Annotated in this window: 18 protein-coding genes and 1 pseudogene; 15 read left to right on the top strand and 4 right to left on the bottom strand. The window is 69.3% G+C overall.

Going from position 1 to position 23953, the window contains the following annotated elements; translation table 11 throughout:
- Positions 1 to 4 precede the first annotated feature (4 nt).
- The 12 genes from ACZ4XD_RS06945 (at position 5) to ACZ4XD_RS06890 (ending at position 15442) form a co-directional block, all read left to right on the top strand.
- Complete coding sequence (locus ACZ4XD_RS06945) at positions 5 to 958, top strand: LysR family transcriptional regulator (RefSeq protein ID WP_468038925.1); 954 nt, start codon at positions 5 to 7, stop codon at positions 956 to 958.
- A 393-nt stretch (positions 959 to 1351) separates the two neighbouring features.
- On the top strand, positions 1352 to 1630 hold the full coding sequence (locus ACZ4XD_RS06940; protein ID WP_042160714.1) for a hypothetical protein: 279 nt from the start codon (positions 1352 to 1354) through the stop codon (positions 1628 to 1630).
- Positions 1631 to 1788: 158 nt separating this feature from the next.
- Positions 1789 to 3144 carry a type VII secretion integral membrane protein EccD gene (eccD, locus tag ACZ4XD_RS06935; RefSeq protein ID WP_468038923.1) on the top strand — a complete coding sequence of 452 codons (1356 nt, stop codon included), beginning with the start codon at positions 1789 to 1791 and terminating at the stop codon, positions 3142 to 3144.
- 59 nt (positions 3145 to 3203) lie between these two features.
- Positions 3204 to 4439: a MinD/ParA family ATP-binding protein gene (locus ACZ4XD_RS06930; RefSeq protein WP_468038921.1), complete on the top strand. Its 1236-nt coding sequence runs from the start codon at positions 3204 to 3206 to the stop codon at positions 4437 to 4439.
- 37 nt (positions 4440 to 4476) lie between these two features.
- Entirely contained in the window at positions 4477 to 8451 is a 3975-nt protein-coding gene (gene eccCa / locus ACZ4XD_RS06925; RefSeq protein ID WP_468038919.1) for a type VII secretion protein EccCa, read from the top strand.
- A gap of 82 nt (positions 8452 to 8533) precedes the next feature.
- Complete coding sequence (locus ACZ4XD_RS06920; protein WP_468039143.1) at positions 8534 to 9961, top strand: DUF6177 family protein; 1428 nt, start codon at positions 8534 to 8536, stop codon at positions 9959 to 9961.
- 208 nt (positions 9962 to 10169) lie between these two features.
- Positions 10170 to 10502, top strand: coding sequence for a hypothetical protein (locus tag ACZ4XD_RS06915; RefSeq protein WP_388199191.1), 333 nt, complete (start codon positions 10170 to 10172; stop codon positions 10500 to 10502).
- A 49-nt stretch (positions 10503 to 10551) separates the two neighbouring features.
- Positions 10552 to 10863 (top strand): pore-forming ESAT-6 family protein, encoded by a 312-nt coding sequence (locus tag ACZ4XD_RS06910; protein WP_468038917.1) that lies wholly within the window; start codon positions 10552 to 10554, stop codon positions 10861 to 10863.
- A 134-nt stretch (positions 10864 to 10997) separates the two neighbouring features.
- Complete coding sequence (locus tag ACZ4XD_RS06905) at positions 10998 to 11453, top strand: DUF6507 family protein (protein WP_468039141.1); 456 nt, start codon at positions 10998 to 11000, stop codon at positions 11451 to 11453.
- Complete coding sequence (locus tag ACZ4XD_RS06900; protein WP_468038915.1) at positions 11450 to 14005, top strand: ICP22 family protein; 2556 nt, start codon at positions 11450 to 11452, stop codon at positions 14003 to 14005. The genes ACZ4XD_RS06905 and ACZ4XD_RS06900 overlap by 4 nt, the downstream gene beginning before the upstream one ends.
- Before the next feature lie 281 nt (positions 14006 to 14286).
- A complete protein-coding gene (locus ACZ4XD_RS06895) occupies positions 14287 to 14982 on the top strand; it encodes a hypothetical protein (protein WP_468038913.1) in 696 nt (231 codons plus the stop codon).
- Positions 14972 to 15442 carry an Imm49 family immunity protein gene (locus tag ACZ4XD_RS06890; RefSeq protein ID WP_468038911.1) on the top strand — a complete coding sequence of 157 codons (471 nt, stop codon included), beginning with the start codon at positions 14972 to 14974 and terminating at the stop codon, positions 15440 to 15442. The genes ACZ4XD_RS06895 and ACZ4XD_RS06890 overlap by 11 nt, the downstream gene beginning before the upstream one ends.
- 185 nt (positions 15443 to 15627) lie before the next feature.
- Here ACZ4XD_RS06890 and ACZ4XD_RS06885 read toward each other — a convergent pair whose 3' ends face one another.
- Entirely contained in the window at positions 15628 to 15864 is a 237-nt protein-coding gene (locus tag ACZ4XD_RS06885; RefSeq protein ID WP_468038909.1) for a DNA methyltransferase, read from the bottom strand.
- A 431-nt stretch (positions 15865 to 16295) separates the two neighbouring features.
- Between ACZ4XD_RS06885 and ACZ4XD_RS06880 the strand changes: the two are divergent.
- Positions 16296 to 16556: pseudogene (locus ACZ4XD_RS06880) on the top strand (tyrosine-type recombinase/integrase); the annotation flags it as partial.
- Between the two features lie 70 nt (positions 16557 to 16626).
- Here ACZ4XD_RS06880 and ACZ4XD_RS06875 read toward each other — a convergent pair.
- Positions 16627 to 18018, bottom strand: a complete 1392-nt coding sequence (locus tag ACZ4XD_RS06875) for a peptidase C39 family protein (protein ID WP_468038907.1) — start codon at positions 18016 to 18018, stop codon at positions 16627 to 16629.
- Between the two features lie 202 nt (positions 18019 to 18220).
- On the opposite strand from ACZ4XD_RS06875, the gene ACZ4XD_RS06870 reads away from it, so the two are divergent.
- Together ACZ4XD_RS06870 and ACZ4XD_RS06865 are read left to right on the top strand one after the other, a co-directional pair.
- Complete coding sequence (locus tag ACZ4XD_RS06870) at positions 18221 to 18805, top strand: uridine kinase family protein (RefSeq protein WP_468038905.1); 585 nt, start codon at positions 18221 to 18223, stop codon at positions 18803 to 18805.
- Positions 18806 to 19278: 473 nt separating this feature from the next.
- Positions 19279 to 21171 (top strand): AAA family ATPase, encoded by a 1893-nt coding sequence (locus ACZ4XD_RS06865; protein WP_468038903.1) that lies wholly within the window; start codon positions 19279 to 19281, stop codon positions 21169 to 21171.
- Between the two features lie 133 nt (positions 21172 to 21304).
- On the opposite strand, the gene ACZ4XD_RS06860 is transcribed toward ACZ4XD_RS06865, so the two are convergent.
- Together ACZ4XD_RS06860 and ACZ4XD_RS06855 are read right to left on the bottom strand one after the other, a co-directional pair.
- The gene (locus tag ACZ4XD_RS06860; RefSeq protein WP_468038901.1) at positions 21305 to 22435 is read right to left on the bottom strand and encodes a hemolysin family protein; all 1131 of its coding nucleotides are present in this window, start codon (positions 22433 to 22435) and stop codon (positions 21305 to 21307) included.
- Positions 22432 to 23805 carry a hemolysin family protein gene (locus ACZ4XD_RS06855; protein WP_468038898.1) on the bottom strand — a complete coding sequence of 458 codons (1374 nt, stop codon included), beginning with the start codon at positions 23803 to 23805 and terminating at the stop codon, positions 22432 to 22434. Before ACZ4XD_RS06855 ends, ACZ4XD_RS06860 begins: the two co-directional genes overlap by 4 nt.
- Positions 23806 to 23953 lie beyond the last annotated feature (148 nt).

Here is a 23953-nt window from a genome sequence, read left to right as displayed (position 1 = left end):
ACTGTTGATCGATGTGCAGCGGCTGCGGGTCCTGCGGACGGTGGCGGAACACGGCAGCTTCAACCGGGCAGCGCAGGCCCTCCGCCTCACCCCCTCCGCCGTCTCCCAGCACATCGCCGCCCTGGAACGCAGCCTCGGCGCCCAGGTCGTGGCGCGCAGCACCCGCGGAGTCACCCTCACCCCGGCCGGCCGGATCATGGTCGGGGCCGCCGAATCGGTCGCCGCGGAACTCGCCCACGCCCAGCAGGAGATCGACCGGCTCGGCAGCGGCCGCACCCAGCTCACCATCGCCACCTTCACCAGCGGCGGCAGGCTCCTGCTGCCCGGCGCACTCACCCGCCTCACCACCGCCCACCCCGACACCGTGGTCCACGTCCGGGAGGCCGAGCCCGAAGACAGCCTGCCGCTGGTCCGCCAAGGCGCCGTGGACCTCGCCCTCGCCTACCACTTCGACGGCCCGCTGCCCGGCCGGCCGGGCCACAGCTCCAGCCTGGCCTGGACGGCACTCATGGACGACCCCCTGCACGTCGTCCTGCCCGACACACATCCCCTGGCCGGCCACGAGGCCCTCGACCTCACCCAACTGGCCGCCGAACCCTGGATACTCGGCTGCCACAAGACCGAGACCTACCTGCGCCGCTACGCCGAACACGCCGGCTTCGCCCCCGAGGTGCGCGGCACCACGACCGACTACTTCTTCGCCCGCTCCCTCGTCGCCGCGGGCACAGGGATCTCACTGATCCCCTCAATCGCCCTGACCCCACCGATCCCAGGACTACGCACCATCCCGATCACGCCGCCAACTCCAACCCGACACCTCGGCGTCGCCACCATCCCCCGCCACAACCACCCCCAGGCCAAAACCCTCCTGAAGGCCCTCCAGGACCAGGCAACGGCGACGACCGAACCCCGCCCTCCACACACCACCAACCGTCCTCCCTCATCCGTACGCAACTGAGGAAGTCCCTGCGTACGCCCCCGCCCCGGAGGCACTCAGCGGTTCACTGCCTACCGATCGCCGAGCTCGGGCTACGTCACAGGCTGCGGGGTCAAGCCGAGGAAAGGACCACAACCGTGGTGGTCCCCGCGCGTGCGGGGTTGGTCCCGGCATGGGCCTGTGCGTCATGCGGACACGTGCTGGCTGGTCGCTGAAGATCTGAAGTCGGCCGCCATGCACTGCCGCGGCCGGGTGCATGACGGTGCTAGGTGAGCCAGCCGGACGACGGCGGGCACAGAAGTGCGCCATCATGCATGAGGGTCTCGGAGTAACGGCCAGCGTATGGTCGCCAATGGCCAAGGGTTCATCGCCCATGGCGAGTGCGGCAGGCGACTTGAAGTGACGGACGAGGAAATGGCGCGGGATTACGACAGTCAGCTGCTGGAGTCGGTGGCAGTACGCCGTCGCAGGATGCGGGACGCCCTGTTGTTCGGGGCGCAACGGGGACGTCGCACGGCAGACGAGCGGCTGGGGAAGGTCTTCGCGGGGATCGCGATCACGGCTGTCCTGTGCGCGGGGTGCGTGGGGTGGTCGTTCCTTCAGCACACGCTGGCCACGCAGAAGGCTGAGCAGGAGAAGCAGCAGCGTCAGATGCAGCAGTACGGGCAGCCGACAAGGTCGGCGACCCCCTAGAAGCCAACGGATCGAATTCGGACAGAGTTTGCGACATTCCCGGGGAATGCGCGAAGAGCTGACCGTGCAGAAGACGTTTCCCTGACGCAGAGCCAGGGTGGAAGCATGTCGCGTCTGGCCAAAGAGTTCGTCAACCCCGCGATGGTAGGTTCCGGTAAGTGGTGAGCAGAGCAGCGAGTTCCCGGACGCAACTGAGCCGAGTGACGTTGGTCGGTGAGCGACGCCGGGCCGATGTCGTCCTGCTCTCCGATACGCCGATAGGGCAACTGATGCCAGATGTCCTGCCGTTGCTGGGAGATCGGCCCGCATCGCGGCCGGTAGCTCGGCAGTTGATTACGGCCGACGGTTCTGTCCTGCCGTACGACAGCACGCTGGCGTCGGCCGGGGTGGCCGACGGCGCCGTGCTCCGGCTGGTGACGACGCATTCCGCGCCGCCGGCTCCCGTTGTGCATGACGTCACCGATCAGGTGGCTGACGACCTCGATCTGCGGTCTTGGCGCTGGCGTCCTGCTGCGCGCCGAGCCAGTGCGGGTGTGGCAACGGTCGTCTTCGCCGTGATCGCCGCGCTGCTCGCCCGCCATGAGTTCCCGCTTGGCGTCCTGGTCGGTGCTCTGTCAGCCGTATCGCTTGTGCTCCTGGCGGCCGGTGCGCTCGTCGCCAAGATCGGGCGGGGGAACCGGGGACTGGCGACGGCGTTCCTGCTCGCCGCCGGCGGGCTTGGTGTTCTCACGGCGTGGACGGCTGCCGATGCGTTCGGCTGGCCGGGCACCGCGCGGCTCGCTGCCGTGGCGAGTGCGCTGGTCGTGACGCTGGTGTTCCTTGGTTACTTCTCGCCGCTGGGCAAGGGCGGGCTCGTTGGTGCGGTGACTACTGCCGCGATCGCCATTGCGTGGGAGACGGCGGCCGCTGTTCAGGGTGATCCGGGCCGGCTCGGTGCCGTGATGGCTGTCTTCTCTTTGGTGGTGCTCGGAGTGCTGCCGCGGCTTGCGCTGATGGCGTCAGGGCTCACCGCGCTCGACGACCGCCGCTCGGGCGGTGTCTCCGTCAGCCGTCACCAGGTAGGTACCGCGCTGGCGGCGACGCACCGCGGCCTTGCCCTCTCGACGATCGTCACTGCGATTTCGGCAGCCTCCGCTGGCTGGCTGCTCACACTGGCCGAGAAGCCGACCGCATGGACTGTGGTGCTGGCAGCGCTCGTTGTCGTGGTGCTGGTGTCGAGGGCGCGAGCGTTCCCGTTGGTCGTTGAGGTTGTTGCGCTCTTGGCTGCTGCGTCGTGCCTGGTGGTGCGCCTGGTGACATGGTGGATGGAGCATGCGGGGGGCGTCGGACCGCTGTCTGTGCTGTGTGTGGCTGCGGTGCTGCCGTTGGTCGTTTTGGCGGTGCAGGTGCCCGAGCATGTGCAGGTGCGGCTACGGCGCATGGGCGATCTGGTCGAGTCCATTGGCATGGTGGGGCTCTTCCCGCTCGCCTTTGGCGTGTTCGGTGTGTATGGGCAGCTGCTCAACCAGTTCTGACGATTCTGAGTCGATGTGCCGGCGCTGCGGGCGGGGCAGCAAAGTGGGGGTGAACAGGCATGCCGAGCGGAGACGGCTGGCAGGGTGATGTACTGCGGGACCTGAGGGGTGGCGCCGAGCAAGGTGCACAAGGCCCCGGCGGACAGGCGCACGACGCTTCCGCGCCGGGCCGCGCACTGCCTGCGCAGGGCACCCAGGCGCCGGACGCCGCTCATGGTGGTGGCGCGCCACGGCAGGGCGGCTACCCGTACGAGGGGCAGGAGCGGCACGCGGGGCATCCGGGCGGCTGGCCGCAGCAGGCGAGGTACCAGGAGCAGCGGCAGGAGCAGCAGGCCCCAACCGCGTACGCCCCGGGCCCCCAGCCCCAGAGCGGTCCCGGCCCGCGGCCCGTGGTGAAAGAGGACCTGGCCGACGCGCTACGCAGCAAGCCCCGGCACGGCGAGTCCTACGCGGCGCGTGCCGCACGTGCCCTGCGCCGTACGCTTTCCTCCTCAGCCTCGCGCGAGGTCGCCGAGATCACCCGCACGGCGCAGGTGCTCCAGCAGCCCGTGACGACCGGCCGGCAGATCGCCGTGACCTCCATCCGGGGCGGGTCCGGAAAGTCGACCGTCGCCGCGCTGCTCGGCACCACGTACGCGCACTACCGGCAGGACCCGGTCCTCTTCTTGGAGGCCGATCCGGCACTTGGCTCGCTGTCGCAGCGGCTCGGCGCCGAGGCGCTGCGCTGGACGACCAGTGATATCGCGGACATCGTCAAGCCGGACATGTCGCTGCTCGATGTCACCGGCTATCTCGTCCAGCTGCCCAACAACGCCTGGTTGCTGCCCGCGAGCCAGGGGCAGATCGGTGTGATGCTGGACAGCCGGGCGTACGAGCGGGCCGTGGTGGCGCTGCGTCGCTACTTCGGGGTGATGGTCATCGACGGTGAGACGTTGCCCGCCGAAGTCGGCCGGGTCGCGCTCGGTGCCGCGCATGGCCGGGTTCTGACCACACCTGCCACGCCGGAGGGCATCCGCAGTACGCATTCGGTTCTGCAGTGGATGCAGGGGCTGCCGCGGCATGTGATGGCCGGCACGGTTGTCGTGCTCACCGAATTGGTACCCCATTCAGGGCTCGACCTGGACGCGGCCATCCAGATGCTCAGGTCCACCGGCGTGAGCGTTCAGGTTCTGCCGTATGACCGGCATTTGGCAGCCGGCGGCCGGATCCATACCGAACTGCTGGCTCACCCGACCAGGCAAGCCGCCGCCCGTCTTGCCGCGGACGTCTTCCAGCTCTCCCAGCAGCGTCACTGACCCAGATGCCAAGCCCGATCGCGAATGACGGACGAGGATGAGTACCCGACTGATACACCGCCCGGCCAGGGCCACCCGGCCACCGGCCGCGTCCGAGGCGCGCATCATCGAGGCCCCGCCCAACCTCCCCGAGGGGAAGGCGGGCAACATCGCGATGTCGCTGCTGCCCGTCGCCGGCGTCATGTCATCGGTGGTGATGATGACGGTGGTGCGCAACAGCCAGTTCGCCGGGCTCGGGGCGATCATCCTCGTCGTCACCGTCATCGGCTCCGTCGCGCTGGTCTTCTCGCAGCGCGGCAAGGCCCAGCGCACCCGGCGCACCCAGCGTGAGGCGTACCTCGCCTATCTGGAGGACCTGCGCGAGGAGCTGGCCGGCGAGGAGCGGGAGCGGCGCGAGCGGGCCGATGTCCTCAACCCGCCCCCGGCCGCCCTCTACGACATCGTGCGCGCTCCGGCTCGCCTGTGGGAGCGCCGTCGCGCCGACGGCGACTTTTTGCGCGTACGTGTCGGCACCGGTGAGATGCCCGTACGCGATCTGCAGATCGCCCAGCAGGGTTCGTCGGTCCTCACCCCGCCCGACCGCTTCATGCTCAACGAGGCGTCGGCGCTGATGGCCCGCTTCCGCACCGGCACCGAGCTGCCGCTGACAGTCCCGCTCGATCGTGTCGGCAACGTCAGCGTCATCGGCCCCCGCGAGGACTGCCTGCGCGTCGCGCGCGCCCTCTTCGTGCAAGCCGCTGCCCTGCATGCTCCCGACGATGTGGCAATGGCGATCGCGGTGCCCGGGGACCGGCTCGCCGACTGGGAGTGGGCCAAGTGGTTGCCGCATCTGCTCGACACCGAGCAGTTCGACGGCCCCGTCGCCGCTCGCCGTATCGCCCCCTCCGCACCCCAGCTCGCCCGGCAGCTCGGCCCCGAACTGCGCCGTCGCGCCTCCTATGCGGCAGAAGTGCGCCGCGGCCTGTCCGACAAGGACGCCCTGTCCATGACGTCCCGGCTACTGGTCGTCGCCGACGGGCATGGTGAGGACGCCGTCGACCTGCCGCGTCCCGACGAGGCGGTCGGCCTGCGCGAGATGGGCGTCACCGTCCTGCACCTGCTCGAACAGCGGGTCCAGGAGCCGGGACAGGTCGGCGTCCGGATCACTGTCGACGGCGATCAGGTGCTCATCGAGGATTTGCGCGCGCAGGAGCCGGTCCTCGCCCACGGCTCTGTGGACGAGGCCGGCATCCCGTTCACCGAGGGGCTGGCCCGGATGCTGGCGCCACTGCGGCTGTCCGCCGAATCGCTCACCGACGCCCCCCTGACCGGGCCGGTGGACTTCGCCGAGCTGCTCGGCGTCGACGACGTGGCGCACCTCGACGTGTCGCGCCTGTGGGCGCCGCGCGGCGAACGTGCCTTCCTGCGTGTACCGATCGGCATCAACGATGCCCACGAGCCGGTGCTGTTGGACCTGAAGGAGTCCTCCGAGCTCGGCATGGGCCCGCACGGCCTGTGCGTCGGCGCCACCGGCTCCGGGAAGTCGGAACTCCTGCGCACCCTCGTCCTCGCCCTGGTCGCCACGCACCCGCCGGAGGACCTCGCCCTGGTCCTCGTCGACTACAAGGGCGGGGCGACCTTCGCTCCGTTCGCCGACCTGCCGCATGTCGCCGGCGTCATCACCAATCTGGAGAACCAGGCCGGCCTCGTCGAACGCGTCCACGCCTCACTCGCCGGCGAGGTCAAGCGCCGTCAGCGGGTCCTCAAGGACGCGGGCAATGTCGCCGACATCGGGGACTACGCCGCGCTGCGCGCCAGCGGGCGGTCGGATCTGGAGGCGCTGCCGCACCTGTTCGTCGTCATCGACGAGTTCGGTGAACTGCTCACCGCGAAGCCGGACTTCATCGACCTGTTTCTGTCCATCGGCCGTATCGGCCGCTCCATCGGCGTGCACCTGCTGCTGTCCAGCCAGCGCATCGAGGGCGGCAACCTCAAGGGCCTGGACACGTACCTCTCCTACCGGCTCGGCCTGCGCACGTTCTCCGCCGACGAATCCCGTACGGTCCTGGACACCACAGACGCCTTCCACCTGCCGCCGTTGCCCGGATTCGGCTACCTCAAGGTCGACACCAGCCACTACGACCGCTTCAAGGCGAGCTATGTCTCGGGCGCCTACCGCGGCCCCGTACAGCGCGAGGACGACGAGGACACGGAGCCCCTCGCCCTCCCCTACGACACCTTCAACACCCTTTCCGCTGAGGAGGATGGGGACGCGCGGGAGCCTGTGGTGCGGCGTCGCGAGATGGGGCCAACCGAACTGGGCGTCATGGTCGAGCAGCTGGCGAACGCCGCAGGTCCGGTGCGCCGCATCTGGCTGCCCCCGCTGCCCGACGCGATCGCCCTGGACACTGTCGCCGGACCGCTGAACGTCGGTGCGCGCGGTACGCAGCTCGCGGGGCGCCGCGGCCCACTGGAGGTACCGCTCGGTCTGCTCGACGATCCCGCCAGGCAGTGGCAGGGCCAGTGGTACCTGGACCTGACGGTGGCGGGCGGCCACGCCGCCGTCATCGGCGGCCCGCAGTCCGGCAAGACCACGCTCCTGCGCACCCTCGTCCTCTCACTGGCGCTGACCCACACCCCGCAGGAGGTCGGCATCTACTGCCTCGACCTGGTCGGCGGCGGCCTGGCCGCTGTGGCGGGCCTGCCGCACGTCGGGGGTGTCGCGGGTCGCGTCGACCGTGAGCGGGTGGCGCGCACCGTCGACGAGGTACGTAACATGCTCGCGGCCAGGGAGGACCTCTTCCGCGAGCATGGCATCGACTCCGTCGAGCAGCTGCGTACCCTGCATGCGGCGGGCCGGCTGCCGCAGCTGGCCTCCGCCGAGATCGTGCTCGTCATCGACGGCTTCGGCGCGCTGCGCGACGACTTCGAAGAGCTGGACGACGCCGTCGCCGACATCCTGCAACGCGGTGGCGGTTATGGCATCCACGTCGTGGCGGGCATGCTCCGCTGGAACGACGTGCGCATCGCGGTCCAGTCGAACTTCGGCACCCGCGTCGAGCTGCGGCTGAACGACCCCAGCGAGTCCAGCATCGACAGCAAGCTGGCAGTGACCCTTTCGCCTGATGAGCCCGGTCGCGTCCTGACCGCCGGCAAGCTCTTCGCGCAGGTCGCGCTTCCCCGTACGGACGGGCTTGCCGACACCACGGACATGGGCGCGGTTCTGGAGCGCACGGCCCGGACGATCCGCGCTACCTGGAGCGGCGAGGTCGCCCAGCCGGTGCGTGTGCTGCCGCACCTCCTTGAGCCCAACCTCCTGCCGGGCCCGGTCGCCGAATCCCGGCGGGTGCCGATCGGCCTGGACCAGACTGCCCTCGAACCCGTGCTGCTCGACCTGTTCCAGCACGATCAGCACCTGCTGATCATGGGTGACAGCGAGTGCGGCAAGACGAATCTCCTGAAGACCATCGCAGGCGGCCTGGTCGAGCGCTACAGCGAGGACGAGCTGGTCTTCGCCGTCATGGACCCCCGGCGCAGTCTGCGCGGCGCGATCCCCGAGGAGTTCAACGGCGGCTACGCCTACAACGCCAAGCTGTGCGCGGGCCTCGCCGCCGCGGTCTGCACCGAGTTGAGCAAGCGGCTGCCCGATGACGGCGCAGGCCTTGAGGACCTGGAACCGGGCAGCTGGGGCGGCGGCCCGCGGATCGTCGTCCTTGTCGACGACTACGACGTGCTCACCACCGCTGGCCAGGAACCGTTGGCCCCGTTCCTGCCGTACATTCCCTCCGCCGTCGATATCGGCCTGCACTTCGTCCTGACGCGTCGTGTCGCAGGCGCCTCACGCGGCATCTACGAACCCCTGGTCCAGGGCCTGCGCGAGTCCGGATCCTCCGCGCTGCTCATGGCAGGTGACCGCGGCGAGGGCCAGCTCTTCCCCGGCGTCTACGCCTCCCAGCAGCCACCGGGCCGCGGCGTCCTCATCCGCAGAGGCCAGCCCAACTGCCTGATCCAAACCGTGCACGCCCCCAGGTGACGCGCAGGCGGGCTCTCTCGCCCACGTGGACCACAAGACGTACGGCATCCCTGCCACGAACGATGAAGGACCGGACGACCCCATGACCAAGGACGTCATCGCCCTCACCCAGCGCATGCCCGACCCGGCCACCATGCTCGCGGGCCTGCTCTCCGGAGGCTCCGACAACCTCGTCGATGACACAGGCGAAGGCGCCGTCATACGACTCTGCGACGAGGAAGGCCGACCGCTCGTCTCCGTGGAGGCACCACTGCTCGTCCAGGTCCCCGGAGAAGCCGAACGGCTCCTCGGCGCCACGCCACCGCCCGTCCCCTACTGGTGGACGGAAGCCCGCGCCACCACCGGCGTCGAACACGCCGAACGCCTGGCGGGCACCTTCGCCGCCCGGCTGGCCACCTTGGCCGACGGCTCCGTCTGGCCACCCGAAGCCGCCCACAACCTCGCCGTGGTGAAAACCGACGGCGTAAACGTCGAACCCACCCCCGCCGACCCCGCCGCCGGTCAGGCCACCGTCGACGTCCTCACCGACAAAGTCGCCGTCGTCATCCAGGACCGCCCCGTGGTCGCCATGACAGCCTGGCTCTCGCACGCATACCAGACAGCCGCCAACGCCGAGCTGGGCCTGCAGATCGTCACCCCGCCCGGAACCACACTCTCCCCCGCCGTACGCGACAGCCTCAGCCACTGGCCCTCCCGCTGGGTCCTACGCGACGAGCGGGACGGCTACTACGACGGGCTGACCGGAGCGGTACTGTCCTGGCAGGACGGCATGTTCGCCCCCGTGGCGTCGCCCGACGCAACCGATGACGACCCCCGCGCTCGGCTGGCCGCCTCCTACCAGGAGGTCACGGCCACCGGCGAGCGCCAGCTGGCCATCACCTTCCGCACCACCCACCCAGCAGACGAGCGTCTGGTACTCGGCGGCGCGCTGGAGTCGATATGGCGCGAACTCACCGGCAATCCGCCGGCCGGCTGGGGCACCGCAGAACCCACCACCCTGCCCTGGTCGCCACGCCAGCTGACCGAAATCGCCTACGAGCGGGCACCAGCACCGACCTGGTTCGTGGTGGTCGGCAGCCCGGACCGGCCCGGCCTCGCCACCATCCGCGTCAAGCGCACGACGGCAGGCGTGGAGGAATACGTCACGCTGGCCTTCGGCTACGGACCGGACGAGGAGCCTCCGGTGGACGCCTTGCCCAGGGCCGCGGAACTGCTCGCCACTCGTCACCGCCTCACCTCGATGCTCATCCAGATCCGCAAAGCCCGCCGCGATCTGGCGGTACCGCCCCACTTCGAAGGACCCGGCGTCCCGTTCGCCTTCGTTCTCGGCGCGGAAGAGGTCCACCAGATGCCCGACGACCGCGTCCGCAACATCCCGCTTTCCCAGCCCCCCGTCCCCCTCGGCCCCAAGACCCGCCCCGCGCTGTACTACCCACTGCCCGGCGACCCCTCCGACCTGTCGGGCTGGCAGGACTTCGAACGCCTCATGCGGCATCTGAAAGGCGAGTAAGAGCACCTGGTCGATCGGAGCGGCACCGTGGATGGGTGTATGCGTCCCACGCCCAGCACATCGCTGCAAGTGGCGGGGGTGGCTCCTAGCGCGTTTGAGCCATTGTCACACCCTCGTCATAGCATGGGGATTGTGAATTGCACCGGTCATGTCCCGGTTGATAGGCATGACCGTACATACGATCGTCAAGTCCGGCAGGGGGAGCCTGATGAAGTTCGACATGGGAGCGCAGACGCTCTCGACCCTGAGGTCGAAGTCGCAGGGATCGAGCACGGAACTGGGGACGTTGATCCACCAGCTCGTCCAGGCAGCGCAGCCGTTGGAGGGCAAGTTCAACGGCGCGGGCAAGGCGGCGTTCGACTCGTTCAAGGCGAACGCGGACGAGATCACGGCGTCGCTGAACAGCGCGCTGTCCGCGATTGTGGGCGGCCAGTCGGGTATGGAGTCGGCGTTCGGCTCGGGCGTGCAGGAGCAGGCCGACAACGCCCGGCAGCAGATGGCGGCGGCGAACTTCGACGCGGCCCGCTTCTCAGGCCGCTGACAGCCCGCTTGCCGCGGAAGTACACAGATCTTTAGGGGGAGTGATTGTGATGGCTGCTGGCATGGACCGTCGTTCGTACGACTCGGGGGCCTCGGCGGAGGCGCAGGGCAACATCCAGGCGGTGATCGGCCGTCTGGAGCAGGTGATCGCGGCGCGTGATGCGCAGGTCAAGGCGGCGATGGCGGATTTCGCGGCTGATGGTGTCGCCGAGGAGTACCACGGCAAGGAGCAGCGCTGGAACCGTGCCTCGCAGGAGGTCCGGAGCATCATCCAGCTGCTGAAGACGACGCTGGAGAAGAACGACTCCACCGCGCACCAGACACTCGCACGCGCAAAGGCCGCAGTCGACAACATCGGCTGACCCAACCCCAGCGCACCAGCAGACGGAAGCACCATTTTTGCGCTGCGCTGATGGGTTGTTGGTCTCCGTGGACGCGGCGGTGTCGCGCGGGTCGTGGTGTGTGGGTGCAAGAAAGAGGAATGCGGGGGGCATTCATGGCGTCATGGGATATTCAGCCGCAGGGAGTGCAGGGCCAGTTGAAGGTCGTCGGCACGCACGCCGAAGACCTCGGCACGGCCCTCAACACACTGCTCGCCGACATCCAGGAGGCAGCCCAGGCGGCCGGTACGGCCGTGCCGGGCACGCAGGCCAGCACGTCACCGAACGGGCTGACATCGGCGTCGGGGTACAAGCCGGTGGGACCGGTGGCCCCGGACCTGTTGCCGAAGACGGCAACGGGCCCGGTCGCCGCCGCGCTGGTCGAGTACGTGAACGGCCGCAAGAAGGGCATGAAGGCGATGGCCGACCGTTGCCAGGCCGCCGTTCTGGGGGCTGCCAAAGCCACCAATGAATACGTCCAGGGAGACCTGGAAGCGGCCAAGAACGCCCAAAGCGCCGCCCACGCCGTGCGGCTGGATGCTCTCAAGGACTTCGGGGGGAAGAAGAAGTGAGCGGCGGACCGGTCGACCCGGCCGATGTACCGGTCTTCACCGGTGACCTGGACGTTCTCGAAACCAAGATAAAGGCGCTCTCCCGCGGCGGCTCCACGGTCGAAAGGGCCGGCTCGGACGTCCACAAGTCCTTCGGCGGCCTGGCCGCCTTCTACAAGGCACCCGAGGCGGAGCAGCTGTTCGGCGTCACCAAACCGGTGGAGGACACAGCGCATGACCTCGGCGAGGACATGCGCGTCATCACCAAGGCGCTGGGCACCTACGCCCGCGAGATCACCCCTCTGATCGAGAAGTTCAAGCAGCTCAAGAAACAGGCGGCCGACTTCCAAGCCAACGAGGCCGCCGAAGACGACTGGAGCGAAGACGGCGACCTGACTGACGAGAACCTGGCCCGCCGCAACAAGATCGCCGAAGTCTGGACTGCGTTCCAAGAAGCCGAACGCAACTGCCACGCCAAGATCGTCGGCCTCGTCAACGGCAAGGCGCTCCACGTCATCGACGCCACCCACAAGACGGGCTACGGCTACCGCGCCGAAGACCTCAAGCAGGCCAAGAGCCTGCCCTGGGGCGAGGCGGTCGAGGAATCCATTCCCGGGTGGCAGGTGTGGGAGCACGCCTGGGAATTCGGCAAGGGCTTCGTCGTCGACGGCGCAGGAGCCGGCGTCGAGGCGCTGAAAACCCTGTTCGGCGGGCACGGAGGGGACGCCGCCGGCGAGGCATGGCTCGGTCTGGCCAAGCTCTCCACCGGTATCACAATCACCACCGGCTTGCCCTTCCTGGCCGGCGCCTACTTCACGACACCCGGGCACATGCTTCCCTCCTGGCTGCGGGAATCGCGTACCGCGATGCTTGAGACCGGAAAAGCGTTCGTCGCCTGGGACCAGTGGGGATCGAACAACTCCCGGGCCGCAGGCGCTGTCACCTTCAACGTCCTGAGCGCCGTCATCACCCGGGGCGGCGGCAGCGCCGTGGCAGGCGCGGGCAAGGCCGCCACGGCGGCCAAGGCCATTTCCGTCGGCAGCAAGGTGGCCCAGGCCCTTGACCCGATGACCTACGTCGCCAAGGGCGCAGGCGTCGGCCTGTCCAAGATCCGCGGCGTCATGGCCGGCCTCAAGGACGCCGGCCACCTCGCGACCCCGAATATCTCCGACGGAGCCTACAGCCTTCCCGAAGGCTCCCAAAAGCTGTCGGACGGCACGATCCAGCTCCCCAAAGGCGCCGCCATCCCAGAGGGGGCGACCAGGCTCTCGGGCGGGAGAATCAAGCTGCCCGAAGACACGGTCACCCTCCCGCCGGGCACGGTGAAGAGCCCACTCGACGGCCCGGGGAAGTACATGGGCAGCGATGGCTCCCTGTACAGGGAGGACGGCAGCCTCCTCCAGAAGGGCGACGAGGCCAAGAAGGAGAATGTCGCCAACCCCAAGGCGGGCGCGGACAACCCACGGACCGAGACCCCGGCCCACCAGGAACAGCGGGTCCCGGCCGGTGTTGGCGGACGCGGCGGCGACATCACACGCGTCGGCTCGGACATCTCCGACCCGGCCCGCGCCAGCGACAACGTCCCCGCCGGGCGGAGCGGCGACGCCCCTCCGGGTGGCGCTGTCGATCACCTGCCCGGTGGCCAGGCTGACGACCGCTCTGTGGCTCCCTCCGCCAGCCACGAAACGCCTGCTGGGCACAACGGCGGCCACAGCGAGGGGTCCGCTACCGATGGTCAACATGGATCGACTGTCGGTCACGGAGGAGACTCGCCTGGCAGTGGCCGTACAGCGCCTGCGGGTGCCTCTGAGGGTGGATCGGGCACTGCTGGAGACGGACTCGGAGGCGGAACGGCAGCCGGACCTCACCACCCCCTTGGCGATGACCCTGGTGACGCCAGTGGTTGGGAGAGGCCGCATGAGGAATCTGGCCCCTTTGAGCGCGGGGGCGAGCAGGAACAGCAGATACGAGACCAATTGCGGGGCTCCAAGGTCAAGCCCAACGATCTTGAAAGGGTCTTGGCTAACCTGGCCGAAGATCCGGCCGGTCGCGAAATCGCCGACACCATTACGTCGGGCAGGTTCAAGGGTGCCGAGAACTTTGATCAGGTATTGTCCAGCCTCAGCCACGCAGACAAGATGTCTGGCGGCATTGAACAACTCCGCTTGGCCAACAGGTTGCACGACATGGGCGTCCGCGACATCTCTTTCGAGATCAAGGGTGATGTCGAAATCAAGCCCGGAGTTCGGACAGGGGGGAAAACGGACCTCGATGTGATGGCCCGGGACTCAGATGGAAATGTCCACGGCTACCAGTTCAAGGAGATTCAGAACCCGAAGAAGCTCGTCAAGAAAATTTTTGACAACATCAAACAGCTGGACGAGTCCGGTGCCGATTTCAAAACCTTCGTGGTCGATACCAAGGGAACGATGGCGGAGCACGAGGCCCTCCGGGCTCAACAGCGCCTCACCGATGTGTACGGGAACACCAACATCCAGTTCATCATTCGGGTTGAGGATGGGATTCTGATCATCCCGCCCAACGGTAGGTTCATGCCGGAAGGAACACTGTGATTGCGAGTACGCCTGTCGCTCGTTGGACCTGGGGACGGGATAAGCAAGTCGAAGACGAGGTTGCCGCGTGCCTTCATGAACTGCTGACCGCCTACACAATCCTGTCCAGGCATCGCCTTGCGGCAGATAGTCCGAACGTATCCGTCTCCGTCCATGAAGCGGGAAAACCGAACACTTACCTGTTCCAGGGAGACCTTGAGTTCGACGCCACATGGTCCGACCCTGCGCAACAACTGGCCAGCGTGGTCACGGATGCGCTACGCCCAGGGCAGATCGGGTCCGTGTACGCTGACGCCAAGAGCTCTGGGGTCATCATTGACGGTAATGAAGAGCTACGTGAAGACCAGCTGTTTCACGTGGGGGCTTCGACGCTTCTTGGCTACGTCAGTGTCGATCTGGTGACGTTCTCCGACGCTTGGATGCCATACGACCTCAAGGGCTGCGGCCAGCCCTCCGTCTACGCGGCAAACGCGCCGCGGCTATCTGCTGCCCTTCGTGATCTGTCGGAGGCACTCGACTCGGAGACCGACCCAGACGATCCCACCTATTTCGGTAAGCCCACCGAGACAGGTATCGACAACTACATCGATGAAGGCGGCGTCGCGTCCGATGTATGGGCCAGTTTCGAAATTCCTCGTCGGTACAGCCACTTCAGGCACGCACCTGGCTTCGGCCACATCGGCTACAAGCGCTCAGTGGACGGTGAGGTCCAGTACGTCCCCGTGCGAGACGAGCATGGGGTGCTCGGGTACCTCTGGGCCTCCGATGCGGAGAACGGCGCGAGCTTCGAACCACGGGACCTCGATGACGAGGAGAGGTACAAGGCTTCGCTCTCGTGGCTAAAGCGGTTGAGGTCTGCACACGACCGGGGCTTGCCTCCCTCACAGGCACTCGCGGAATTGGCTGGCCTCGCCGATGGCGACAGGCCTAGCGTAATCGAGCTGGACAGGCTGCGAGAGCTCGCGAGTGAAGACTGATCCGGCAAAACAGGAACGCCGCCAGGGACGGGAACCAGGCATTCACCGGCTCACTGGCGAACCCCCGACCTGGCACAAGGAGTACTGGACCGCGCACGAGGCCCGCTCCCTGAACGACGACGGCCTGGTGGCCCTGGCCTCGTTGTCGATCGCTTGCGTGGCGCACGACGCCGACATGCCCATCGACGTGGAGTCGGAGTGCCTCCCCAAGCACCTGCTCAGCGCACCTGGGCGGGCGAGTTCCGACGTGATCGGTGAACGATCCGTGACATCGAGGGTGCAACAACACCTCGTTCCCGCAGTCAATGAGCACGCCACGGAGCGCCTGGCCGAAGAGCTCGAAGACAGGGTCCGGAGCCTGGATGCGTCGCCGGCCGTCATCGGCACGGCCCTGAACGAGGCACTTCTGCAAGTGCAGATGCGCCGGGGGCTCCCCCCGGGGAAACCGACTCCGACCTAGCAGGCCACAGTGTCCGCGATACAGGTCAGTACGGCAGCCTTCGCCGCTGCACAACAGCCGACGGGTGACCCAGGCACGGCATCACGGGTGAAATGCGCACCATCCAGGCGACGGGGCACGGTTCTACACCCAGCCGCCCTTTCGGCGTCTGCGGCCCCCTGAATCTGGGCTCTCCGCTCTCATGATCACGCCTCCGGTCCAGCCAGGGTGAAGTCGCCCTTCGTCAGCTCGGCGTGGAGACGCTGCTCGGCCACGTCGGCGTAGTGCGTGGACAGCTCGACGCCGACGAAGTGCTGGCCTTCGCGCTGGGCGGCGACGCCGGTGGACCCGCTTCCGGTGAAGGGGTCGAGAACGGGTGCCGCCTTCGGGGCAGACCTGCACGAGCTGCTGCATGATCTCGACGGCTTCTGGGTGATGTACACCCGGCCCTTACACGGCTGAGAAGCGATGTAGTGGCCGGGCAGTACAGGTCCCGGTACTTGTCCAGGCTGCCCTTGACGCCCCCCAGGATGAACTCGGAGTCCTGCTTGAACCCACCCTTGCGGGGCCGGCTGGCGGGCTTGATCCACGGGACTTTGCCGCTCCAGGTCCACCCCGCCATCTGCAGCGCGTCGAACGACGCTTCCCAGCTACGAGGAGATTTCAGCCTTGGCCAAAGAAATCGGTCAGCGCCTGGAGCCTTCGGTATGGCTCATGGCTTGCGGCGGATTGCGCATCGGCGAGTCGCTCGGGGTATTCCCTCAAGACATCCTTGACGGCACGTTGTGCTGCCGACGGCAGGTTGTACGTATCAAGAATCCCTCAGGCAAGTACGTCGCCTTCTATGCCCCACTGAAACATCGAAGGAGGGCGAATGGCACTACATACCCGCGCCCGTCAATCTAGAGCCACTCATCGAACGGCTCCCCATACGGAATCAGGCCGGAGGGATGATCTACCCCGACCTTTTCCGCAAATCCTGGGACCGCGCCCTCAAGCGCCTCGGACTACCCACTACAAACCCCACGACCTCCGACACAAATGGACCACCGTGCCCCTGAGCAACGGAGTACCCATCCACGAGGTCTCGCGATGGATGGGCCACAGCTCCATCAAGATCACGGGCGACCGGTACGGCCACCTCACCCTCGACCGCAGTGAGCGCTGCCGTCAGGTGATCGAAGCCACCATCGGGGTGCACATGCTCAGCGGATGCCCAGCTCCCCGAGCACCCGACGCTGAGTGGGTGCCGGCCTGGCCGGGAAGTACAGATAGCACACCCCGCCACTGCCTCCGACGACCTTGCCGTCGGCGTTCTTCCGCTTGGTGCGGAGCCAGATGTTCTCGAATTGCCGGCGCTTGTAGACGCGCCGGACCGAGGCGTTGTCGGGGGAGGCCGGGTCGTTGGCGATGATGTCGCCGTCCTGGGTGAAGCCGACGACGGTCATCAGATGGCCGGCGGTGCCGTAGCCCGCGCCGTCGAGTTCGGTTTTGAGGAAGGACTGGGAGGTGATGACGGGGATGCCGGCGTGGATGAGGCGTTCGACGTCCGTGAGGGAGGCGAGGCGGGTGACGACGCCCTGGAGGTCCCGGTAGGTGGCGGCGTAGGCGGCGTTGAAGGGCCAGTTGCCGCAGCCTTCGTACTGGTAGTCGAAGGTGTAACGGGCGGCGTGGCAGACCTGGGGATCGGCGTAGGCGGGGTTGACCCAGGAGAGCTGGTCCCGGGTGGGCTTCCGGCCCCAGGATTCGATGATCATCTGGGAGGAGGTGGGGCTGCACCAGGCCTCGCCCCCGTTGTCGTACTCGGGGTACTGGCCCTTGTGGATCTCCTGGGAGTAGTGCGGGACGACCAGTTCACGGCCGACCCGGCCGGGCCGTGACGCCGGCACCTCGAAGCGGTCGGGGAGGTCCGAGGCCATGGCGCCCAGCCGCCAGACGGTGGGGGTGAGGGCGGTGCCGGGCTTGCGGTGGAGGGTGACGCGCAGCTGGTACGAGGCCAGGCGGAGGCCGCTCGCGGGGGTGTCGATGGCGAAGGTGTCGGTCGAGATGCTGCTCTTGCCGTCCTTCTGGCCGTCGACGGAGGTACGGCGGATATCGGCGTCGCCGTCGCCGGCGGTCCAGCGGCCCATCACGTACCAGGGGGTGCGGCCGCCGTCCGAGTAGGTGCCGCGCAGTTCGACGGCGATCCAGGTACCGGGCGGGGTGTGCGCGTTCCAGGAGGCGACGGCCTCGGTGGCCGGGAGCTTGAGGGAGTGCGCCGGGGACGTCCAGACGGCGTACTCCCAGGAGGTGGTCCGGCCGGTGTGCGGATCCCTGTAGTCGAGAGTGCCGACCGGGTGAACGAGGCGGATGCCGGGCCGGGCGCCGTGTGTGATGCCGGTGCCCTGGGCGTGGCCCTTGTTCCAGTCGGCGGTGGTGGTCCAGGCGTGATAGTCCACGAGGCTCTTCGATCGGCGCGCGGCGGCTTCCGGGGTGGCGGCGGCCGCGGACGCTTCGGGCGTACGGGCGGCGTCGGCCTGCGCCGAGGGGGTGGCGGCACCCGCCGCGGCGGCGAGCGCGGCGGCCAGGACGGTGCGCCGGGGTGCGGAGCTGGTCATGGTGGAGGTCCCCCAGTGGGATGCAGACGAGCGGGCGGGGAGTCGGGCCGGGGCGGCGGACGGGCGACGGGCGGCTGAGCAGTGGCTCAACTATTCCGGTTCCGGGCCTGCTTCGGAAGGCGGTGCGGGGCGCGTCGCGGCACCAATATTGGTGGGGACCACTGGCGTCGGAGGGGTGAGGCAGGCGGCGTACGCTGGCGCAATGGACCGTGATCTGGCCTCCCTCGCCACCCGGCTGCGCACCGTGCCGCCCTCCTGCGGTCCGGTGCGGCTGATCGCGGTGGACGGACACGCCGGCTCGGGCAAGAGCACCTTCGCCGAGCGGCTGGCCGGCGCGCTGGGCGGGGTGCCGGTGGTGCACACCGACGATCTCGCCACCCATGAGGAACTGTTTGCCTGGAGCGAGCGCTTCGACGCCCAGATCCTCGGGCCGCTGTCCCGGGGCGAGACGGCGCGCTACGGCGTCTACGACTGGGTGCGCGGCGAGTTCACCGAGGAGCGTGCGCTGGCGCCCGCGCCGCTGGTGCTCGTCGAGGGCGTGGGCGCGGGCAGGCGAGCGCTGCGGCCGTTTCTGGCGTGCCTGCTGTGGATGGAACTGACGAGCGAACACTCCTGGGAAAGGGGTCAACTCCGGGACGGGCCGGGGCTTTCCGCGTTCTGGAGTGGCTGGATTCCGGCGGAGCGCGCGCACTTCGCGGCGGATCCTTCGCGCCCCTTTGCCGATTTTCTGGTCCACCAGGGGCAGATGGGGTACGAGGTAGTCGTGGGGCCTTCCGCGGCACCATGATCCGCCCCGCTTCTCACGCTCCGTAGTGGACCATGGCCGAGGCGCTCGGCAACGCCGACAGGGTCCCGCCGAGTACCTCAACTCGGCTTGACCTGGGGGGCGTACAGGACTTACGTTCTCAATGTGCGGTTCAACGGACCGCCCACAGATGCGAAGCCCCCGGTTGTTCCCCCGTGATCGGGGGCTTCGTTCTGTCTGAAACCGCCCCGCGCCGCCGCCGGGCGCCCTCTCTCCCTCACCCTGGGTCACCGCACTCTTCGCGCCGCCAAGCCCTGCCCGGTCGCCCACTGTTGCCCCGTACCGCCCTCTACGGCCTGCACCGATCCCGCAGGTACCATGCGAGTCCGTGCCACCGCAGGCCAGGACCGAGGTGCGCGCGGAGACGGTCAACTCCCGCCCGCGGTATGCCGGTTCGGGAGCCGCCGCCGGGCACCGCCCGGCGCCGCACGGGGGACGCTTTGTGGGGGGACGGGATGGATTTCGGCACGCAGGGTTCGCCCGCCCCGGCCGAGCTCGCCTGGCTGCGCGCGGTCGACGCCTACACCGTGGGTGCGTATCCGCAGGCCGAGGAGGAGTTCCGGGCCGCGGTACGACTCGATCCGACGATGGCCGACGCCTGGCTCGGTCTGCACGCGCTGCGCGCCGACACCTCCATCGCGCTGCTGCGGATGCACCGGCACCGCGACCGCTTCGGTGAGATGCGCGCGCGTCACCGACGCGCCCTCAACTCCTGGTACTGGCTGGGCTGGTGGGTTCAGCCGGTGCTGGAGACCGGCCGCGATCTGCTGCTCGCGCACGCCTCCCACTGGCTCGACGGCCGCCATGTCGCCGAACTGGACCAGGCACTGGCCGGCTGCCCGCCGGTCGACACCGACCCCCAGGTGCGGTTTCTGCACGCCTGCCGCGCCTATCTCGTCAAGGACTGGGACCAGCTCGTACGGCAGACCGAGCCGCTGCTCGCCGATCCGGTGCTGGGCATCGAGGCGGGGCTGTTCGGCGGGATGGCGCGGGTGCGGCTGGAGATGTACGGGCAGGCCGAGCCGCTGCTGTCCGCCGCGCTGATGCGCTGCCGCAGTGAGCAGCCGCAGCGCAAGGAGCTGCGCTACTGGCTCGCCCGCGCCCATGAGGGCACCGGCCGCAGCGCCGCGGCGCTCCCCCTCTACCGCGCCGTGCACCGGGTCGATCCGGCGTTCATGGACACCGCGGCGCGGCTCGCCGCCATCGCGGAGGGCGACGGCCTGGACGAGGGCTCCGACCTCGCGACGGTCTCCGCCGCCGGCCTCGGCCAGGAGGCCGGCGGCGATCCCGATCCGCCGGCCCCGCTCGATCCGGTCGACGGCCGTGAGCTGCTGGTGACCGGCGAGGCGGACGGGCCGGAGGGCGAGCCGGGCGGGGTGCCCGCCGGGGGCGACACGGCGGCTCGGGTCAAGGCGACGGCCCCGGTGCCGCGCGGCGCCGAGCGGCTGCCCGCCGGGCCCGCCGATCCGGTGCTGCTGGAGAAGGCGCTGGCGGAACTGGAGCGGATGGTCGGCATGGAGCCGGTCAAACGGCAGGTGCGGGCGCTGTCGGCCCAGCTGCGGATGGCCCGGCTGCGGGCGGGCCAGGGGCTGCCGGTGCAGCCGCCGAAACGACACTTCGTCTTCTCCGGGCCCTCCGGCACCGGCAAGACGACCGTGGCCCGCATATTGGGGCGGGTCTTCTACGCCCTGGGTCTCCTCGGCGGCGACCATCTCGTGGAGGCCCAGCGGTCCGATCTGGTCGGCGAGTTCCTCGGCCAGACCGCCGTCAAGGCCAATGAGCTGATCGACTCGGCACTGGGCGGGGTGCTCTTCGTCGACGAGGCGTACAGCCTCTCCAACTCCGGCTACAGCAAGGGCGACGCCTACGGTGACGAGGCGCTTCAGGTGCTGCTCAAGCGCGCCGAGGACAACCGCGACCGGCTCGTGGTCATCCTGGCGGGCTACCCGGAGGGCATGGACCGGCTGCTGGCCGCCAACCCGGGCCTGTCCTCCCGCTTCACCAGCCGCGTCGACTTCCCCAGCTACCGGCCGCTGGAGCTGACCGCCATCGGTGAGGTGCTGGCCGCGGAGAACGGCGACCGCTGGGACGAGGAGGCCCGCGACGAACTGTGCAGCATCAGCGGTCATGTCGTCGAGCAGGGCTGGATCGACGAACTGGGCAACGGCCGCTTCCTGCGCACCCTGTACGAGAAGAGCTGCGCCTACCGCGACCTGCGGCTCGCCACCTGGCTCGGCACGCCCACCCGCGACGACCTCGCCACCCTCCGGCTGCCCGACCTGATTCAGGCCTACGGCGAGGTGCTCTCCGGGCGCGGGCCGGATCCGCAGGGGCGGCCGGAGTACTGACCGTCGCGGACGGGGCCGGCCGCCGCGCCGTCCGCGCCGCGGGTCAGTACGTCAGCCCCTCGGCCGCCGCGCCGTCTGCGCCGGGGGGCAGCACGTCAGACCCTCGGCGCCACCCCTGCCCGGCGCCGCACCATCAGCCCGCCATCGCCCGGTTCTCCGCCGGCAGCGAAGCCTCCTCGCGGGGCTCGCTGACCCGCTCGCCGGGCTCCCGCCGGCCGGTGCGGGCCGCCGGGGTCCGCCGGTGGGCCGGGTCGCGGACCTCGCCGACCAGCATTTCGAGGACGTCCTCCAGGGCGACCAGGCCGAGCACCCGGCCGGTCGCGTCGGCGACCGCTGCCAGGTGGGAGGCCGCCCGGCGCATCGCCGTCAGGGCGTCGTCCAGGGGCAGCTCGGCGCGCAGGGTGGTCATCGGGTGCCAGATGCGCTGGGGCACCGCGCGGTCCCGTTCCTCCAGGTCCAGGACGTCCTTGACGTGCAGATAGCCCATGTACGCACCGCCGGGGGCGCACACCGGGAAGCGGGAGTAGCCGGTCCGTACGGTCAGCTCCTCCACCTGGCGGGGCGTCACGGTCGGTTCGACGGTGACCAGCGCGGCCCGGTCGAGGAGGACCTCCGTGACGGGGCGGCTGCCCAGTTCCAAGACGTCGGAGAGCTGTTCCTGTTCGGCCGGCTCCAGCAGGCCCGCCTGTCCCGCGTCCTCGACGAGGTGGGTCAGCTGCTCGCTGGTGAAGACCGCCTCGACCTCGTCCTTCGGCTCCACCCGGAAGAGCCGCAGCACGCCGCGGGCGCAGGCCCCGAGCAGCGCGGTGACCGGGCGGCACAGCCGCGCGAAGGCGACCAGGCCGGGGCTGAACCACAGGGCGGTCTTCTCCGGCGCCGCCATCGCCAGGTTCTTGGGCACCATCTCGCCGATAACGAGGTGGAGGAAGACCACCAGCGCCAGGGCGATGACATAGCCGAGCGGGTGGACCAGGGCGGCGGGGAGGTGGACCGCCGCGAAGAGCGGTTCCAGGAGATGGGCGACGGTCGGCTCGGCGACCGCACCGAGCGTCAGGGAGCAGACGGTGATGCCGAACTGCGCGGCGGCCATCATCTGCGGGAGGTTCTCCAGACCGTGCAGCACCTGCCGGGCCCGGCCGGAACCCTCGGTCGCCAGGGGTTCGATCTGGCTGCGGCGTACGGAGACCAGGGCGAACTCGGCACCGACGAAGAAGCCGTTGGCGAGCACGAGCAGCACCGCGAAGAGGAGCTGGACCAGCGTCACCGGGCCACCTCCGCGCCGACCACGACGGGTTCACGGGGCGTCCCGGGGGCGGCGGGCACCGTGACGGTCGCGGTCCGGACGATCCTTATCCGTTCGGCGCGGTGGTGCGACACCAGCCGCACCCGCAGCCGCCAGCCGTCGAGTTCCGCGATATCGCCGGGGGCCGGGATCCGGCCGAGTATGTGTGCCACCAGTCCTGCCACCGTCTCGTACGGTCCTTCGGGGGCGTCCAGGCCGATCCGCCGCAGGGTGTCCACCCGGCAGCCGCCGTCGGCGTCCCAGGCGGGGCGGCCCTCCTCGGGCGGGGCCTGGCCCAGCTCGGGCAGGTCGACCCCGTCGTGCTCGTCGCGGACCTCGCCGACCAGCTCCTCGATGATGTCCTCCAGGGTGACCACACCGGCCGTGCCGCCGTATTCGTCGACGACGACCGCGATCGGCTGTTCGCTGCGCAGCCGCTCCAGCAGCGGCTGCACCGGCAGCGTCTCGGGCACCAGCAGCGGCGGTACCGCGATCCGTCCGGCCGGGGTGCGCAGCCGGTCGTGCTCCGGGATGGCCAGGGCGTCCTTGAGGTGCACCATGCCGACGATCTCGTCGAGGCGGGTGCGGTAGACGGGAAAGCGGGAGAGGCCGGTGGCGCGGGTGAGGTTGACCACGTCCTCGGCGGTCGCGGAGGACTGGAGGGCGCTCACCCGCACGCGCGGCGTCATGACGTTCTCCGCCGTCAGATCGCCCAGTGAGAGGGTACGCACGAACAGGTCAGCGGTGTCCTGCTCGATCGCGCCCGCGCGGGCGGAGTGCCGGGCGAGCGAGACCAGTTCGCCGGGGGTGCGGGCGGAGGCCAGCTCGTCGGTCGGCTCCACGCCGAGGGCGCGCACCAGGCGGTTGGCGACGGTGTTCAGCAGGGTGATCACCGGGCGGAAGAAGCGGGAGAAGGCCCGCTGCGGGCCGGCCACGACGCGGGCGACGGGCAGCGGCTTGGAGACCGCCCAGTTCTTGGGGACCAGCTCACCGATCACCATCTGGACGCCGGAGGCCAGCAGCATGCCGGTCACCACGGCCGTGCCGGGGACCGCGCCCTGGGGCAGGCCGGTGGCCAGTAGCGGGCCGGACAGCAGCTCGGCCAGCGCGGGCTCGGCGAGCATACCGACCACCAAGGAGGTGATCGTGATGCCCAGTTGGGTGCCGGACAGCTGGAAGGAGAGTTCCCGGAGCGCGGAGACGACGGTGTGGGCGCGGCGGTCGCCGTCGGCCGCGGCGCGCTCGGCGTCCGCCTTCTCGACGGTGACGAGTCCGAACTCGGCGGCGACGAAGAAACCGTTGGCCAGGATCAGGACGAGTGCCGCGGCGAGCAGCAGCAGGGGGCCGGTCATGCCGCCGCCTCCGTGGTATGCGGGGGTTGGGGAGGGGCGGCGCAGGTACTACAGGACGATCCGTCCATTGCCGGAGGGAGTCACTCCTCGGGTCGCAGTGGTCCCACTGAGGGGCGGGACGCAGGGTGCGTCCCGGAGAACAGAGTAA

The sequence above is a fragment of the Streptomyces sp. NPDC029466 genome, from assembly GCF_055574515.1.
Note: the sequence above shows the minus strand (reverse complement) of the source record. Positions and strands in the feature narration are given on the sequence as shown.

Bases quoted from the DNA above. Each gene is read 5' to 3' on its own strand.
- ACZ4XD_RS06875 (WP_468038907.1), bottom strand. From the start codon at position 18,018: ATGACCAGCTCCGCACCCCGGCGCACCGTCCTGGCCGCCGCGCTCGCC.
- ACZ4XD_RS06865 (WP_468038903.1), top strand. From the start codon at position 19,279: ATGGATTTCGGCACGCAGGGTTCGCCCGCCCCGGCCGAGCTCGCCTGG.
- ACZ4XD_RS06920 (WP_468039143.1), top strand. From the start codon at position 8,534: ATGACCAAGGACGTCATCGCCCTCACCCAGCGCATGCCCGACCCGGCC.
- ACZ4XD_RS06930 (WP_468038921.1), top strand. From the start codon at position 3,204: ATGCCGAGCGGAGACGGCTGGCAGGGTGATGTACTGCGGGACCTGAGG.
- ACZ4XD_RS06905 (WP_468039141.1), top strand. From the start codon at position 10,998: ATGGCGTCATGGGATATTCAGCCGCAGGGAGTGCAGGGCCAGTTGAAG.
- ACZ4XD_RS06915 (WP_388199191.1), top strand. From the start codon at position 10,170: ATGAAGTTCGACATGGGAGCGCAGACGCTCTCGACCCTGAGGTCGAAG.
- ACZ4XD_RS06940 (WP_042160714.1), top strand. From the start codon at position 1,352: ATGGCGCGGGATTACGACAGTCAGCTGCTGGAGTCGGTGGCAGTACGC.
- ACZ4XD_RS06910 (WP_468038917.1), top strand. From the start codon at position 10,552: ATGGCTGCTGGCATGGACCGTCGTTCGTACGACTCGGGGGCCTCGGCG.
- ACZ4XD_RS06870 (WP_468038905.1), top strand. From the start codon at position 18,221: ATGGACCGTGATCTGGCCTCCCTCGCCACCCGGCTGCGCACCGTGCCG.
- eccCa (WP_468038919.1), top strand. From the start codon at position 4,477: ATGAGTACCCGACTGATACACCGCCCGGCCAGGGCCACCCGGCCACCG.
- ACZ4XD_RS06855 (WP_468038898.1), bottom strand. From the start codon at position 23,805: ATGACCGGCCCCCTGCTGCTGCTCGCCGCGGCACTCGTCCTGATCCTG.